The sequence below is a fragment of the Pseudomonas sp. zfem002 genome (genome assembly GCF_032621685.1).
Classification (GTDB): domain Bacteria; phylum Pseudomonadota; class Gammaproteobacteria; order Pseudomonadales; family Pseudomonadaceae; genus Aquipseudomonas; species Aquipseudomonas japonica.
Window position 1 is genome coordinate 140,920 of sequence record NZ_JAVYJH010000008.1, and the last position, 15,032, is coordinate 155,951.

Annotated in this window: 10 protein-coding genes, 1 other RNA gene and 2 pseudogenes; 1 reads left to right on the plus strand and 12 read right to left on the minus strand. The window is 62.3% G+C overall.

Translation table 11 applies throughout. From position 1 onward, the window contains the following. Window positions 1–2: 2 nt before the first annotated feature. Window positions 3–1,739: a fatty acyl-AMP ligase gene (locus RTI28_RS11895; RefSeq protein WP_316920630.1), complete on the minus strand. Its 1,737-nt coding sequence runs from the start codon at window positions 1,737–1,739 to the stop codon at window positions 3–5. 113 nt (window positions 1,740–1,852) lie between these two features. Then, entirely contained in the window at window positions 1,853–3,049 is a 1,197-nt protein-coding gene (locus RTI28_RS11900; protein WP_316920631.1) for an MFS transporter, read from the minus strand. Between the two features lie 229 nt (window positions 3,050–3,278). Here RTI28_RS11900 and RTI28_RS11905 point away from each other — a divergent pair, with 229 nt between their 5' ends. Further along, window positions 3,279–4,076: a thioesterase II family protein gene (locus RTI28_RS11905; RefSeq protein ID WP_316920632.1), complete on the plus strand. Its 798-nt coding sequence runs from the start codon at window positions 3,279–3,281 to the stop codon at window positions 4,074–4,076. Between the two features lie 117 nt (window positions 4,077–4,193). Here the strand turns inward: RTI28_RS11905 and RTI28_RS11910 are convergent, their stop codons facing one another. From RTI28_RS11910 to RTI28_RS11950, 10 genes and pseudogenes are all read right to left on the minus strand, one after another. After that, entirely contained in the window at window positions 4,194–4,598 is a 405-nt protein-coding gene (locus tag RTI28_RS11910) for a phosphate ABC transporter substrate-binding protein (RefSeq protein ID WP_316920633.1), read from the minus strand. An 11-nt stretch (window positions 4,599–4,609) separates the two neighbouring features. Next, a complete protein-coding gene (locus RTI28_RS11915) occupies window positions 4,610–5,770 on the minus strand; it encodes a porin (protein ID WP_316920634.1) in 1,161 nt (386 codons plus the stop codon). A gap of 30 nt (window positions 5,771–5,800) precedes the next feature. Next, window positions 5,801–6,316: pseudogene (locus RTI28_RS30310) on the minus strand (methyl-accepting chemotaxis protein); the annotation flags it as partial. Between the two features lie 342 nt (window positions 6,317–6,658). Continuing rightward, window positions 6,659–7,474 (minus strand): annotated as a pseudogene (locus RTI28_RS30315) (HAMP domain-containing protein); the annotation flags it as partial. An 88-nt stretch (window positions 7,475–7,562) separates the two neighbouring features. Then, window positions 7,563–8,000 (minus strand): hypothetical protein, encoded by a 438-nt coding sequence (locus tag RTI28_RS11925; RefSeq protein WP_316920636.1) that lies wholly within the window; start codon window positions 7,998–8,000, stop codon window positions 7,563–7,565. Between the two features lie 370 nt (window positions 8,001–8,370). Next, window positions 8,371–8,762: a transfer-messenger RNA gene (gene ssrA / locus RTI28_RS11930) on the minus strand. A gap of 94 nt (window positions 8,763–8,856) precedes the next feature. Further along, complete coding sequence (locus RTI28_RS11935) at window positions 8,857–9,135, minus strand: hypothetical protein (protein ID WP_316920637.1); 279 nt, start codon at window positions 9,133–9,135, stop codon at window positions 8,857–8,859. A gap of 94 nt (window positions 9,136–9,229) precedes the next feature. Beyond that, on the minus strand, window positions 9,230–12,040 hold the full coding sequence (locus RTI28_RS11940; RefSeq protein WP_316920638.1) for an FAD-binding and (Fe-S)-binding domain-containing protein: 2,811 nt from the start codon (window positions 12,038–12,040) through the stop codon (window positions 9,230–9,232). A 78-nt stretch (window positions 12,041–12,118) separates the two neighbouring features. Continuing rightward, complete coding sequence (lldD, locus tag RTI28_RS11945) at window positions 12,119–13,264, minus strand: FMN-dependent L-lactate dehydrogenase LldD (RefSeq protein ID WP_316920639.1); 1,146 nt, start codon at window positions 13,262–13,264, stop codon at window positions 12,119–12,121. A gap of 69 nt (window positions 13,265–13,333) precedes the next feature. Continuing rightward, on the minus strand, window positions 13,334–14,998 hold the full coding sequence (locus RTI28_RS11950) for a lactate permease LctP family transporter (RefSeq protein ID WP_316920640.1): 1,665 nt from the start codon (window positions 14,996–14,998) through the stop codon (window positions 13,334–13,336). Window positions 14,999–15,032 lie beyond the last annotated feature (34 nt).

Sequence of the window (15,032 nt, forward strand, 5' to 3'; positions counted from 1 at the left end):
GTTCATTCCTCCGCCGCTGTCAGGCCAATGGCCGCGAGTGAACGGGCTTCGTAATTGCGCCGGCAGCTGACACGACAGATCTTCCCGCTGGTGGTCTGGGGAATGCCGTTGCTCCTCACGTAGATGATTTCTTTGAGCGGGAGAGAATGTTTGCGATAGACCGATGAGCGAATGTTCGAGGTGATTTCATCCAGATGGCCGGACGTCAGCTCGTCCTGCATGGACTTGGACAATTCCAGGATGACCACGATCTCTTCACCGCCGTGGCTGTTCACGCCGAATACCGCTGCGCGCGGCCCGAGTGCCGGATGCGACGCCGAGCAGGTCTCTTCGATGTCCTGCGGGTAGTAGTTGTTGCCATTGATGATGATGAGCTCTTTGATGCGCCCGTTGATGTACAGCTCGCCATTGGCCAGGAAGCCCATATCGCCCGTGCGCAGATAGCGTTGTGGCGGTTCGTCCTCGATGACTGCGCCGAAGGTGTCCTCGCTGGCCTCGGGGTTGTTCCAGTAACCCAGCGCGATATGCGGGCCGGCTACCCAGATCTCGCCGGTTTCATGGTCGGCGCACAGGCGCCGGGTGTGCGGGTTCACGATGCGCAGTTGCTGATCGGGCATGCTCACGCCACAGGCAATCACCTGCTTGATGCCAGGAATGGCCGCTTCCGGGTGTTCTCCCGGTAATGCCATGCCGGTCACTGCATCCATCGCCATGCTGGAGTACCCATTACTCATCATGCCGCCCGACACCATGAGTGTTGCTTCGGCCATGCCGTAGCTGGGGCTGAAGGTTTCGGCACGCAGGCCGAAGCGCTCATAGGCCTTGAGGAACTTCTGCACTACCGCTGACGAGATGGGCTCCGAGCCACAGTAAACAACCTTGAGACTCGAGAGGTTCAGGTGCTCGAACGACCGGGTTACCCGCTCGGTCGCCAGCATCTTGTAGGCGAAATTGGGACCGCCGGTGATCGTGCCGCCGTAGGTCTGCACGGCCTCCAGCCAGCGTGCCGGGCGCTGGACAAAGGCCGCTGGTTTCATCAGGACGCATTGTGCCCCCGAGAACAGGGTCAACAGCACCGAGCCCATCAAACCCATGTCGTGGAACATCGGCAGCCACGAGACGATGACGTCATCGGTGGTCGTCGCCCAGGCCCAGGACATCATGCTTTCGTTGGCCAGCAGGTTGTCATGCGAAACCATGACCCCTTTGGGATGGCCGGTCGAGCCGGAGGTGTACTGCAGGAATGCCAGCTCTGAACCGCACGAAGACTTGCCTTCGGTCCCCGCACACTGGCTGCTCGGCACTTTGGAGATAAATGCTTCGCTTGCCAGAAGCTGCATTCGGCCCAGGGCATGGGACAGTTCCGGCGTCTGCGCCTCGAGGGGGCACGGCAGCATGAAAATGCCCTGGGCCTGGCTGTCTTCTGCGATACGGATCAGCTTCGCCGTCGATTCACTGTTCAGGGCCGGCTTGGCTGGAACCGGTATCAGCCCGGCATACAGCGCGCCCAGAAATGCTCGAATGAAATCGATGCCGTCGGGCAATGCGATCAGCACTCGGCTCGAACGCTCAAAGGTTCCGGCCAGAGCAACGCCCAAGGTGTAGGACTGCTGCTGAAGTTGCGCAAAAGAAATGCGCTCGGCTTCATGTTCCCCCTGTTCCAGATAGATGAATGCTGCTTTGTCGCCCTGGTGAGCGGAATGATATTCCAAATAGGAAAGTATATTTCTCAGGCGCATCATTACCTCTCTAATGGCAGAGCAGTAGTTGGCGAGATTGATTGATTACGGTGTTGCTTGAGTGTGGTTTGGTCGTGTGACGATAATGTTTAATTATCCGCGCTTTGTTTGCTTCATGCTGAAGATGTTGTCACGTTGGGCTTTTGTGCCTGGCGTGTCAGCGTAACGAACATCCAGGTGGAGGCTGGCGTTAATACCAAAAGAATTGCGGCCACTATTACCGGTGCCGAGGGTATTTGATAGACCGTCTGCACATGGCCGACCAATACCATCAGTAATGCAAGTCCGCCATATACCCAGGTATAAAGAATGCCAAAACCTACATCCCGATTGGCCGGTGCAAGTACCGTGGTGGGTAAGGTCATCAATAACGCGGCAGGAATACCGATTACGAACCCGGTGGCGATGAACAGTGTATTGAAGAATGCGTTGCTGGTTTGCGTCAGGACCAGAGATGCCAATACGCCTGCGCATAGGAGAAGAGATATTCCGGCGGACAGGAATCGACTGTTCTTCGACGAGAGAATTCCCCCCACGGTGACCCCGGCGATGGACACCAGGATATGCAGGTTGACCAGAGAACCGGCTGCCAGCGGCGCTGTTCCGTTGGCGATGAACATCCCCGGGACGAAGCTGAGGATCATCACCACCGCGGCGTTGTAGAGCGTCAGGCCAATGGCCGAGAGGCTCACCTGCCAGACTTCGAGGCGAGAGATGCGTGACAACTGGGCGACGCTGGCCGGACTCTCGAGGCGAGGGTTTCGATACAGCATCAGCATTGCCAGCAACACCACGCCTGCGACCAGGGCGTTTGCCCAGAACACGGCGCTGAAGGTCAGGGACTCGGCGATCAGATGATGAGTCAGCAGGCCTGCGCCGATACCAATGGGCCAGCCATTGATTATTACCGACATGGCAATGCCCAGTTGCTTGCCGGTGAACCAGTCCGCCGCCATCTTGCTCAACAGCACGAACAGGACGATGGCGCCGATTCCGCATTGCAGTCGTCCGATGGACAGCACCAGGAAGGTCGGTGCCAGTGCCATGCAGACTGAGCCGCTGACCATTAATATCAAACCGCCCGATACGGCCAGTTTGTTACCGAAACGTTTACCCATTACGCCGGCCAGCAGGGAAAAGACCAGGCCGGGCAAGGTAAAGAGCCCGGCAAGCGTTCCTATGACGGTGTGGTTAACGCTGAAGGTGGCCATGAGTTCAGGTGCAATCGATACAACCGATTGAAACTGAAACCCTAATGCCAAACGGGCTAGAAAGAGTATGAACAGCGCAAGCCATGGACTTGTTTGCACGCGGCATCTCCTTATGAATGAAATTCTATTTTTTGATTTTCTTTTAGAACTTCTTGTCCATAGAATGACCCTGAAATATTCATTGGTCACTCTGTGTTCCAAAGTATGCATGGCGGTTATTTCTAAAAAACCAAAATCATTTACATGAATAGTTAATTAAAAGAGAAATCGATAGTATGAATTTTGCTGGCTTTGTGCCTCGGAACCAGCCGTCTCACGGGCATGCGTCATGAAACCTCATTCCTCATGCGTTCCCGAGGCACAGCCAACCAGACTCTTTTGCTTTCCGAATGCCGGGGGTACCACTGCACGCTATATCGCGTGGAAAAAGCGCTTGCCTGCCTCTGTTCAAGTGGTTCCCCTTGAATATCCTGGCCGGGGAATGAAAAGCGCGGTGCCGGTCTGCAGAAATCTGAAGGCCCTGTTGACGACACTGGTCGAGGAGATCGAGCCGCAACTGGCAACGCCCTACTGTTTTTTTGGCCACAGCATGGGGGCAACGGTTGCGTTCGAACTTGGCCGGCAGTTGCAGGCGCTCGGCTATCCACCTCCGAAAGCGCTGATCATTTCCGGACGTCGCGCGCCGCATGTTCGCGTGCAGGGTCTTCTGCACGAGTTGCCGGATCGACAACTCGTCGAGGCCCTGCAAGCCCTGAATGGAATTCCAGCGCCGTTGCTGGAGCGACCGGATGTCCTGAATCATTTCCTGCCGATCATCCGCGCCGACCTGGAAGCCCTGGAGACCTGGGAGCCTGGCTCGGGCGAAAAGCTTCGCTGCGATCTCTACCTGTTCGGGGGTACCCACGATCCGCTGGCGCCTACTGCCGACCTGGTCGCATGGCGGGCCCATGTGGAAGGCAGTACCCGGATCAATCTGTTCCCGGGTGGGCATTTCTATCTCGACGACAACGTCAGCGACGTGACGAGCATGATCGCAAGCGTGCTGGGGGAGGCTGCCTGGTGGCCTGGGAGGAGGGCAATGGATCAGCCCCTTTGGAAAGGCGCTGGCACGGGTTCGGAGAGGTAGTGAACGTGAGCCCTCTGGCCATCGCGTTCATGGCTTGGGTGGGGGCCTGGCGCCGACCCTGACCGTCCCGCCGGACGTGCAGGCCGGCGAGGCGGTTACCAGATGGGCAAGGTGTGGCTAGGGCAGGCTGAAGAGCACTTTCACCTTATCGTTGACAGCCGCCTTGTCGACGTAGCCGATGGCGTTCGCTTCCGCGCCGACCAGCGCAACCACGGCGGCGTCGTCGGCAACGCTCGGTAACGGCTGGCCCTTGCCGGTAAACACCAGGCCGGACCAGTAGGACTTGAGCTGCGCCTCGTTCTTGTTGGTGACGGCTCCGTAGAATTTCTCTTTGGTGGGATTCCAGCCCTTCTGGTCGATGCCTTTGAGACTAGTGTCCTTACCGAGGAAGATGTTCGCCACGTCCGACTGAGAGGGCGAGGCGCTGGCGCCGGCATTCGCGATAACGACCGTTTCCGAATGGGCAAAGGCCGAGGCCGTTGCCAGGGCGGTGGCGAGCAGGGCGGTGATGAATGGCTTCATGAGGGCGCTCCTTAGAACACGAAGTCGATGCCGACACTGAGGATGTCGCCGTCATAGTTGCGCGCAGGCACGCCTGCCGCGCCGTTGCTCGCTGCGTAGAGTGCGTGGTCGAACGTTTCCTGGGCGCTCTCGACGAACACGCCGCGGTAGCCAGTGCCACGGGTGTCGACTCGCTTGTATTCACCCTTGAGGATGACGGATGGCGTCAGGTTGTAGTTCACGCCATAGGTCCAGGAACTCTGACGGCCGCGGTCTTCGTCCAGTTGGGCGTAGGTGAGGTGCAGCAGCACGTCGCCGAAGCGCCGGCCGCCCATGAGGTAGAACGCGTCGATGCTGCCTTCCTGGTCCGCCTCGCTGTTGTTGCTGGTCCATTCGTTGGAGGAAATCCAGGTGCCGTTGTCGTACTGGTAGCCGATGGAGGTGAACTTGCTCTTCTGTTGATCCAGGCGCTTGAAGCCGACGCTGGCCGGCACGCCGCCGGGCACGATTACCGACCTGGTGATGTCGGTGTCGATATCGGCTTCGGCGTAGCCCACGCGCAAGGCACCGAAATCGCTGGTTTCCAGGGTGACGTTGGCGGCGAAGACTTTCTTGTAGTCGATGTCGTAGAGGCCATCCAGGGAGAACACGTTGCGGTTGACCGCCTGGCCGCCGGCCACCTGGAACGTTAGGGAACCGATACCGATGGGCAGGCTGTAGAGCAGATCGCCGCCTTCGTAGTTGCTCAGCTGGACCTGGCTGTAGACCTCGTCCGGCAGGCGCACCCAGGGGTGGGTGAAGCCGACATCGAGTGTTTCCGAGTGCATGTATACCGGCAGGCGCAGACGGCCTGCACGCAGGGTCAGACGGTCGCTGGCGGCCCAGGAGAGGTAGGCCCACTCCAGGTTCCCTTTCCACGTGTCCCGCTCCGGCTTGGCAGTGGCCTGGACGGTGACGCCCAGCGTATCGGTCAGCCCGTACTGGAGCTGGGCTCCCAGTTTGGAGAGCTGGTCGCCACGCCAGGAGTCGGTGGTCTGCCCGTTGATGCCATAGCGGCGTCCGGCGTCCTCACCCCCCAGGTAGGTGAAGCCGGCGGTGCCGAAGCCATTGAAGCGATGTTCACCCTGCTCCAGGGCGATGGCAGGGGCGCTCACAATGAGGCTGGCCAGACCGAGTGTTCTTATACCTTGCATGCTCTTACTGCTCGTTGTGGTTGGGAAAGGTCAGATGCGGAACTGGGCGGTGGCGCTGCGCAGGTTTTCGCCGGTGTCCACCAGCTGTTCGCCCAGACGCGCAGTGGCGTCGGCTCCGCGGGTGGTGGCCTGGGTGTCCTGCTGCAGGACCTCGGTGTCCTGCTGGATCGAACGAGAGAGTCCGATCTGTTCGTGGGTGAAGCGGGCTATGCCCGCGTTCAGCTCATCGATCTGGCGAACGGCACGGGTGATCGCTTCGAGGGTCAGGGTGGCCTGGTCGGAACGCTCGATGCTGGCCCTGGCCTTGGCGCCATTCACGGCCATCGCGTTCGACACGTTATGGGCGCTGCTCTGCAGGCGCTGGATGATGCTCTGGATCTCCGCCGTGGAGGCGGCAGTCTTCTGCGCGAGGTTGCGCACCTCGTCGGCGACGACGGCGAAACCACGACCTTGTTCGCCGGCGCGCGCCGCTTCGATGGCGGCGTTCAGGGCCAGGAGGTTGGTCTGTTCGGCGATGCTGCGGATCACCGTCAGCACGGTGCCCACTTGCTGGGTCTCTTCTTCCAGTTTCTGCATGGCCTGTACCGAACCGAGCACGTTGTTGCCCAGGTCGCCGATGCTGGAAGAAAGGCTATCGATGTTCTGCCGGGCCTCGTCGGCCTGGCGGGTGGCGGCGCTGGCTTCTTCAGAGGCTTGCCGTGAACGCTGCGCCACCTCCTGGATGCTGCCGGTCATGGTGCCGATATCGCGGCTGATGGACTCGGTGCGTTCCTGTTGAGAGCGCGTACTTTGCTCTGCGCCTTGGGTCAGCCGGTGCAGCTCCCGGGACATCTGTTCGAGCGGGCTGGCGGTTTCGATGATCTTGCGGATGGTGCCCTGCAGCCGGTCCAGCAGGCCGTTGAACAGACCGATCATCTCGCCGATTTCATCCTGCGAATCGACGCTGACATGCCGCGTCAGGTCGCCATCCCCACTGGCGATGGCCCTGAGCGAGGCGATCACGCCACGGATGTTGTTCATCACCTGGCGGATCACCAGCACCGCGCCGAGGCTGACCAGCAGCAACAGGACAAGGCTGAGCAGGTAGCCAACGTGGGTGGTGGTGGCGTTATCGGTACGCACCTGGGTCAGGCTGGCCTGGAAATCGCCGTAGGCCTGCTGGCGAAACCGGTCTCCGGCCCCCTGCGCGCGTTTGAGGTCCGTCGCCATCCGATCGAGGTTCGGCCGCAGGTCCTCGAAGGCTGCTCCGCCGAGCAATTGCTCGGAGGTCGTCACTGCGTTGTCTGCGTAGTTCCGGATAGCGACCGACCAGGCGTTCAGCGCTTCGTCGCTGTTGGTCTGGCCATCTGAAAGTGACGTCAGTTCATTCAACCTGGCGTTCACATCGGCCAGGGTCTTGCGGGCTTCCTCCAGGGTATCGCGCTCGCCGGCGGCAACCGCACCGTTGAGCAGACCGGGAACGCGCGAGAACTGGAAGATCGCCCGGTCGGCAGTCTCCAGGGTGGGGTAGCTGTGCGTTTCAAGGGCTACCAGCCGGCTGTCGTTGTTGTCCAGTTGCAGCGCAGTGTAGCCAACGAAAAGCAGCAGGCCGGCCAGGGCCACGGCCGGTGGCAGGGAGAGTTTCAGGGTCAGCGACATGGCTTTGGGCATAGGGTCCTTGCTCGCGAAGGGGGGAAGGGGCGTTGCTCGCGCAGGCGAAGCCATCGCAGCCGTTGGGTGGCCGCGAGTACGTCGTTCGAAAAGTCAGGGGGCGTCCGGAGGGTCGCGCGCGCTCAAACCATTGGCGGTGCGATCAGGGGATATCGGGCGGACCGCGTTTCATTCCGACGGGCCCCCGCCCAGCCGTGATCAGGACGTATTGATCGCATTCCGTTGGGGGGGCGCTCAGCCGCTCGAGGAAGAACGGCCGCCTGCGTTTCTCCGGGCTGGGGATGGTCGGTTCCGGAAGCAGCAGCCGGTTGCTATCGCGGTTCAGGTAGTTCAGGTCGAGGGAGAGGGTTTGTTCCGGTTCGTTGATGCCGGTATTCCGCTCGAAGTCGTGGATCACACCCGGATCTATGTAGTCCGCCCAGTTGTGCACCCGCACGACATGCGTCGCGCTGGCCTGCGCTGCCGTTGCCGTCAGCCCGACAGCCACCGGCAGCCCGATGCAGAGCTGCGTTCCCCAACGGTTGCAACGGGACCTTCGCGCCCCTTCGGGCCGCGACAGCGCCTTGGCTCCCAAGTCCATCCTAGCCCTCACCACATGGTTGCGGTTTGTTTGTTATTTCTGGCGTTATGCAAAATACAGAAGTTTTGATTTCGTGCAAGAAAAAAAGGCGGCGGGCATGCGCATACGGCACGAAGCACTTGGTCGCGACGCGCATGGAGGAGGAATGGGCGGTGATCTTGCTGGTCGTCTTGGTGCTGTCCGGCGGCAAACGCATGCGGCACTTGAGTCGCGACTTGGGCGACGTGATCACTTGGGAGAGATCGGGCAGGGTTGACGACGAAAATTCCTGATGGTGCCCACGGGGATGTGACACGTTAGTGGCACACCGGCCAAAAACGCGAAGCCCAGATAGCACAAAGCCCCATAAACTGGGGCTTTGTAGGGTGTTTGGTGGAACCGGGGGGATTTGAACCCCCGTCCGCCAGTACTCCGCTGTCGGTACTACATGCTTAGCCGTGTCTACTGAGTTAATCCGCAGCCGCCCGACGGGCAGGGTGCTTTGGACGAGTTGTGTAAGTTTTAGCCGCTTCGTCCACAACGTACTGCACGGCGATCCTGTTCTGTATGACAATCATTTCGGGTTTACAGGCATCCCCTGATGATTGCTGGAGCCGAAGCTACCAGGAGAGCGGGCTCGGCTGCTTACGCAGCGAGAGCGTAACCCTCGTAGTTTTCGTCATTGGCAACTATAGAAAGTTGCAACAGTGGATTTACGAGTTCTGTTACCAACTCGGCATGCACCTAGAGTTTCGTGACCGGCGTCGAATCCTAATCGGCCCCATTTTTCAGCTCTAAGCTGACGCTTTTTCAAGCGCGTGAAGCGGATTATACGACATCATCCGGGCGACGTATACCATCGCCCGGATGCTCTGGCTCACTCGCTGCCGCCACCCTTGGTGGTGTTCTGCAGGTCCTGCAGGGCTTTGGTGGTGAGGGCGATGCAATCCTTGTCGTTGCCGGCGGTTTTCGCGGCCCGCGCATCGTCGGCCTGTTCCTTGACCGATTTGACCAGGTCTTCCGATGTGGCGCCGAGGCTGGCCAGTTGATCGTCGATCTTCTGCAGGTTGGTCGTACACAGGTCGTCCGCCGCGAACACAGGGGAGGCAAGCAGTGCGGCGGTCATGAACAGTCCGGTAATCGCAGTACGATTCATGTGAATCTCCTTGGCTGGGAAGGCCTCGGGAAGATGGGGCCTGATGGGTGGACTGCCGCGTCCGCCAAGGAGTTCACAGGAATCTCATGACCGGTCAGAGGGCCCGCGGGCGGGTCACCCGGTCCACCAGGTAGACCAGTCCGTGATAGTCGATCCCGGCATGGGTCGACAGACCGATCTCGCAGGTGCGGCTGGTGGAAATCCCCTCTTCGCAGTACTGCACCGCATCCTTCAGGCTGCGCAGCGAGTGGGCGTTGAGCTCCGGTGTGGTGAAGCCCTTGTCGCCGGCGAACCCACAGCAGTGGATGCCTTCCGGGATCACCACCTGCTTGCTGCACAGGCGCGCCAGGTCGATCAGCGCCTGGCTTTCGCCCAGGTGCTGGGTGCTGCAGGTCACGTGTACGGCGATCGGTGCGTCCTGCGGGGTGAACTCCAGTTTGTCCAGCAGGTGGCTGCGGATGAAGCGCACCGGGTCGTACAGGTCGAGCCGGGTTTCGGCCAGGTCCTGGACCAGGCGCAAGGTGCACGGGCTGGTGTCGCAGTAGATCGGGTCGAGGCCGCCGCGGCTGGCATGCAGCAGGGCGCTGATCAGTTCCTGGCGTTTGTGCTCGGCCTGCTCGGCGTAGCCTTTGGAGGCGAACGGCTGGCCACAGCAGAGGCTGTCCTGGTTTTCCGGGAAGACCACTTGGTAGCCGGCCTTTTCCAGCAGGCCGCGAGTCTTGTCCAGCAGCGAGACCTGCTCGCGATCGCCCGCCGCCGGGCCCATTACCCGCGAGACGCACGCGGCCAGATAGACCACCCGTGGCCGTGCGTCGTTGGCGGCGATGCTGGCGAGCGGGTTCTTCAACGGCTGCGGCATGGCGGGCGTCCATTGCGGCAGGCGCCCGTTGCTGGCCTTGCTCAGCGACCGGCTGATCCGGCTCAGGCGCGGTGCGCCAAGCAAGCGACGCGCACCATTGGCGGCGCGCAGGGTCAGGCGCGCGCCACTCAGCGCGGTATGGAAATGCTCCGCCAGCCAGTCGGCGGCCTTGCCGTGCTGGGCGACCTGGCCGCGCAGCTTCTTCACCAGCTCGCCGGTGTTGATCCCCACCGGACAACGCTGGGCACACAGCCCGGTGGCGGCGCAGGTGTCGATGCCCTGGTACTGGTAGTCGCGCTCCAGCGCCGCGGTATCTTCGCCGGCGCGCTTGCGCGCCTGGATATCGCGCCACATGACGATGCGCTGGCGCGGGCTCAGGGTCAGTCCCTTGGACGGGCACACCGGTTCGCAGAAGCCGCACTCGATGCACTTGTCGACGATCTCGTCGGCGGCCGGCAGCGGCTTGAGGTTTTTCAGGTGGATAGCGGGATCTTCGCTGAGCACCACATCCGGGTTGAGGATGCCGTTGGGGTCGAGCAGACGCTTGAGCTTCCACATCAGCTGGTAGGCGTCCTGGCCCCATTCCAGCTCGACGAACGGCGCCATGTTGCGCCCGGTGCCGTGCTCGGCCTTCAGCGATCCGCCGAATTCCACCGCCACCAGTTGCGCGACGTCGTCCATGAAGGCCTGGTAGCGCGCCACTTCCGCGGCGCTGTTGAAGCCCTGGGTGAAGACGAAGTGCAGGTTGCCCTCCAGGGCATGGCCGAAAATGATCGCCTCGTCGTAGTGGTGCTTGTCGAACAGCTGGATCAGGCGGTTGACGCCTTCGGCCAGTTGCTCGACCGGGAATGTCACGTCTTCGATGATTACCGTAGTACCGGTCTGACGCACTGCGCCGACTGCGGGGAAGGTGTCCTTGCGAATTTTCCACAGCAGGTTGTAGACCGCCGGGTCCTCGCTGAAATCGACCTTCTGCTCCAGCGGGAAATCGGCGATGGAAGCCATGATCTGCGCCAGTTGCTCATGCAGCAGGGGCTGGCTGGCCGCGCGGGATTCGATGAGCAATGCGCAGGCGTTGTCCGACAGGCCTTTCACCCATTCCGGCATGCCCGGCTTGTTCTGCACCGACCGCAGGCTGCGTCGGTCGAGCAGCTCCACGGCGGACACCGGCTGTTGCTTGAGTACGGTCACCGCGCGGCAGCAGCTTTCCACGCTGGGGAAAACAATCAGCGCCGAGGCCTTGTGCGGGTGGTCGGGCACGGTGTCGTAGGTCACCGCGCTGATGAAGCCGAGCGTGCCCTCGGAGCCGACCAGCAGGTGCTGCAGGATATCGAGTGGCTGGTCGTAGTCCACCAGTGCATTCAGCGACAGACCTGTGGTGTTCTTCAGTCGGTACTTATGCCGGATACGCTCGGCCAGGGCAGTGTTGGCGCGGGTTTCGCGAGCGAGCCGGGCGAGTTCTTCGAGCAGGTCGGCGTGGCTGCTTTCGAAGGCGGCCACGCTGGCCGGGTCTTCGCTGTCCAGGCGCGTGCCGTCGGCGAGCACCAGGCGCAGGCCGGCGAGGGTGTGGTAGGTGTTCTGCGCGGTGCCGCAGCACATGCCGCTGGCATTGTTGGCGACGATGCCGCCGATCTTGCAGGCGTTGATCGAGGCCGGGTCGGGGCCGATCTTGCGTCCGAACGGCGCCAGCCAGGCGTTGGCCTGAGCGCCGATGACGCCGGGCTGCAGACGGATCTGCTCGCCCTGGCCGCGGATCTCGCGACCGTTCCAGTTGTCGCCGAGGACGATCAGCACCGAGTCGCTGATGGCCTGGCCGGACAGGCTGGTGCCGGCGGCGCGGAAGGTCACCGGGACGCGCTCGCGCTGGGCGAGCTGGATCAGGCCGACCACTTCGTCTTCGGATTCGACCCGTACCACCAGTTTCGGGATCAGGCGGTAGAAGCTGGCGTCGGTGCCGAAGGCCAGGGTCGAGGTGGCATCGTCGAAACGGCGCTCGCTGGGGATCAGGCGCTCGGCCTCGCGGAGGAACGCGGCGGGCAGGCTCATGCAGTCTCCTCGCGGGGTCGCGGCGTCTGTTGCGTCGCGTGCCCCGGTCAATCAGGCGGTAGGGTGTGGCGGGCGCGTTCAGGCGCCCAGTTCGCGGACCAGCGATTCACGGCTGATCTCGCTGATCGACTTGGCGCCGGTGAGCACCATGGCGACGCGCATTTCCTTCTCGAACAGCTCCAGCAGGTTCTTCACCCCGGCTTCGCCGTGGGTGGCCAGGGCGTAGAGGAAGGCGCGGCCGATCAGCACGCTGTCGGCGCCGAGGGCGATCATGCGCACCACGTCGAGGCCGCTGCGGATGCCGGAGTCGGCGAGAATCTTCAGGTCGCCCTTCACCGCGTCGGCGATTGCCGGCAGGGCGCGGGCGCTGGACAGCACGCCGTCGAGCTGGCGGCCGCCGTGGTTGGAGACGACGATGCCGTCGGCGCCGAATTTCACTGCGTCGCGGGCGTCCTCGGGGTCGAGGATGCCTTTGATGACCATCGGGCCATCCCAGAATTCACGAATCCACTCCAGGTCTTTCCAGGAAATGGACGGGTCGAAGTTGGCACCCAGCCAGCCGATGTAGTCGGCCAGGCCGGTGGGGTTGCCACGGTATTTGGAAATGTTGCCGAGGTCGTGCGGACGGCCCAGCAGGCCGACGTCCAGGGCCCATTGTGGATGGGTCATGGCTTGCCAGACACGGCGCAGCGGCGCGTTCGGGCCGCTCATGCCGGAGTGGGCGTCGCGGTAGCGGGCACCGGGTACCGGCATGTCGACGGTGAACACCAGGGTGGTGACGCCGGCGGCCTTGGCCCGCTCCAGGGCATTGCGCATGAAGCCGCGGTCTTTCAGGACGTAGAGCTGGAACCACATTGGCCGGTCGATGGCCGGTGCGACTTCCTCGATCGGGCACACCGACACCGTGGACAGGGTAAATGGAATGCCTTTCGCCGCCGCCGCGCGCGCGGCCTGCACTTCGCCGCGCCGGGCGTACATGCCGGTCAGGCCGACCGGGGCCAGGGCCACCGGCATGCTCAGGGTCTCGTTGAACAACTTCGTCTCGAGGCTGAGCTCGGACATGTTCTTCAACACACGCTGGCGCAGGGCGATCCCGGCCAGGTCTTCGACGTTGTGGCGCAGGGTGCGCTCGGCGTAGGCGCCACCGTCGGCGTAGTGGAACAGGAACGGCGGCAGCTTGCGTTGGGCCGCGGCGCGATAATCGGTGGAGGCGGAAATGATCATGGGGTCTCGCAGCGTTTGGTTGAGAGGGCGGCTGCCGGGTGCGTGGCGACGCACCCGGCCCCTGTCAATTTAGTGAACCAGCATGCCGGTCAGCCAGTAAGCCTGGATCAGGGTGATCAAGCCGACGATGGTGGCGAAGAACAGGCTGTGCTTGAGGGTGAAGCGGAACAGGTCCGATTCCTTGCCGACCAGGCCGGTGGCGGCGCAGGCCACGGCGATGGATTGTGGCGAGATCATCTTGCCGGTCACGCCGCCGCTGGTGTTGGCCGCGACCAGCAGGGTGTCGTTGACCCCGATCTGGTGTGCGGTGGTGGCCTGCAGCGAGCTGAACAGGGCGTTGGACGAGGTGTCCGAACCGGTCAGGAACACGCCCAGCCAGCCGAGGAACGGCGAGAAGAACGGGAACGCGGCGCCGGTACCGGCCAGGACCAGGGCCATGGTCGAGGACATGCCCGAATAGTTGGTGACGAAGGCGAACGCCAGGACCATGCCGATCGACAGGATTGGCCAGCGCAGTTCGTAGAAGGTCTCCTTCAAAGTGGTCAGACCAGTTTTGAGATTGATCTTCAGTACCAGCATCGAGATCAGCGCGGACAGGAAGATTGCCGTGCCGGTGGCGGAGATCGGGTCCAGCTTGAACACTGCCGGGATCGCGGTCGGGTTGGCGACGATCGGTGCGCTCTTGATCACCAGCTGGTCCAGGTGCGGGATGGCGAAGTTGAACACCCAGCTGTACATGGCGCCACCGCTGGCGAACGCGGCCTTGAACGGTTTCAGGGTCCAGAGGGTGACCAGTACGGTGAGGATCAGGAACGGCGACCAGGCCTTGAAGATTTCGCCGAAGCTGTACGGGGTCGGCTGGCTGCTACCCCGGACCACGGCGGCGCCGACGCTGGCGGTCGCGGTGGTGAAGGAGCTCTTCGGCTGCCAGACCTTGAGGAACAGGGTCAGGGAGATCAGCGAGGCCAGGGCCGAGGTGATGTCCGGCAGTTCAGGGCCGATGAAGTTCGAGGTGAAGTACTGGGTCACGGCGAAGCTCAAGCCGGCGACCAGGGCGGCAGGCCAGGTCTCTTTCACGCCTTTCAGGCCGTCCATCATGAACACCAGCCAGAACGGTACGAACAGCGACAGCAGCGGCAGCTGGCGACCGGTCATGGCGCCGATGTGGAATGCATCGATCCCCGTGACCTGGCCGGCGACGATGATCGGGATGCCCAAGGCGCCGAAGGCGACCGGTGCGGTGTTGGCGATCAGGCACAGGCCGGCGGCATACAGCGGGTTGAAGCCCAGACCGACGAGCAGGGCGGCGGTGATGGCGACAGGCGCACCGAAACCGGCCGCGCCCTCGAGGAAGGCGCCGAAGCAGAAGCCGATCAGCAGGACCTGCAGGCGCTGGTCATCGGTGATCGACAGCACCGAGCTGCGGATCACTTCGAACTGGCCGCTCTTGACCGTCAGTTTGTAGAGGAACACCGCGGCGACGATGATCCAGGCGATGGGCCACAGGCCATAGGCAAAACCGTAACCGGCGGCGGCGAAGGCCATGTCGGCAGGCATCTGGAAAGCGAAGATCGCCACCAGGATCGACAGGGCCAGGGTGATGCTGCCCGCGATGTGTCCCTTCATGCGGAACACGGCCAGCGCCAGGAAGAAGAATACGATTGGAATGACCGCCGCCAGGGCGGACAGGCCAAGACTACCAAGCGGACTATAGAGTTGTTGCCAGGTTTGCATATGGGGTGGCCCCTAATTGTTGTTGGTAAGGCGC

Coding starts and splice junctions, on each gene's coding strand:
- lldD (WP_316920639.1), bottom strand. CDS start 13,264: ATGATCATTTCCGCCTCCACCGATTATCGCGCCGCGGCCCAACGCAAG.
- RTI28_RS11950 (WP_316920640.1), bottom strand. CDS start 14,998: ATGCAAACCTGGCAACAACTCTATAGTCCGCTTGGTAGTCTTGGCCTG.
- RTI28_RS11905 (WP_316920632.1), top strand. CDS start 3,279: ATGAAACCTCATTCCTCATGCGTTCCCGAGGCACAGCCAACCAGACTC.
- RTI28_RS11915 (WP_316920634.1), bottom strand. CDS start 5,770: ATGCAAGGTATAAGAACACTCGGTCTGGCCAGCCTCATTGTGAGCGCC.
- RTI28_RS11940 (WP_316920638.1), bottom strand. CDS start 12,040: ATGAGCCTGCCCGCCGCGTTCCTCCGCGAGGCCGAGCGCCTGATCCCC.
- RTI28_RS11895 (WP_316920630.1), bottom strand. CDS start 1,739: ATGCGCCTGAGAAATATACTTTCCTATTTGGAATATCATTCCGCTCAC.
- RTI28_RS11910 (WP_316920633.1), bottom strand. CDS start 4,598: ATGAAGCCATTCATCACCGCCCTGCTCGCCACCGCCCTGGCAACGGCC.
- RTI28_RS11935 (WP_316920637.1), bottom strand. CDS start 9,135: ATGAATCGTACTGCGATTACCGGACTGTTCATGACCGCCGCACTGCTT.
- RTI28_RS11925 (WP_316920636.1), bottom strand. CDS start 8,000: ATGGACTTGGGAGCCAAGGCGCTGTCGCGGCCCGAAGGGGCGCGAAGG.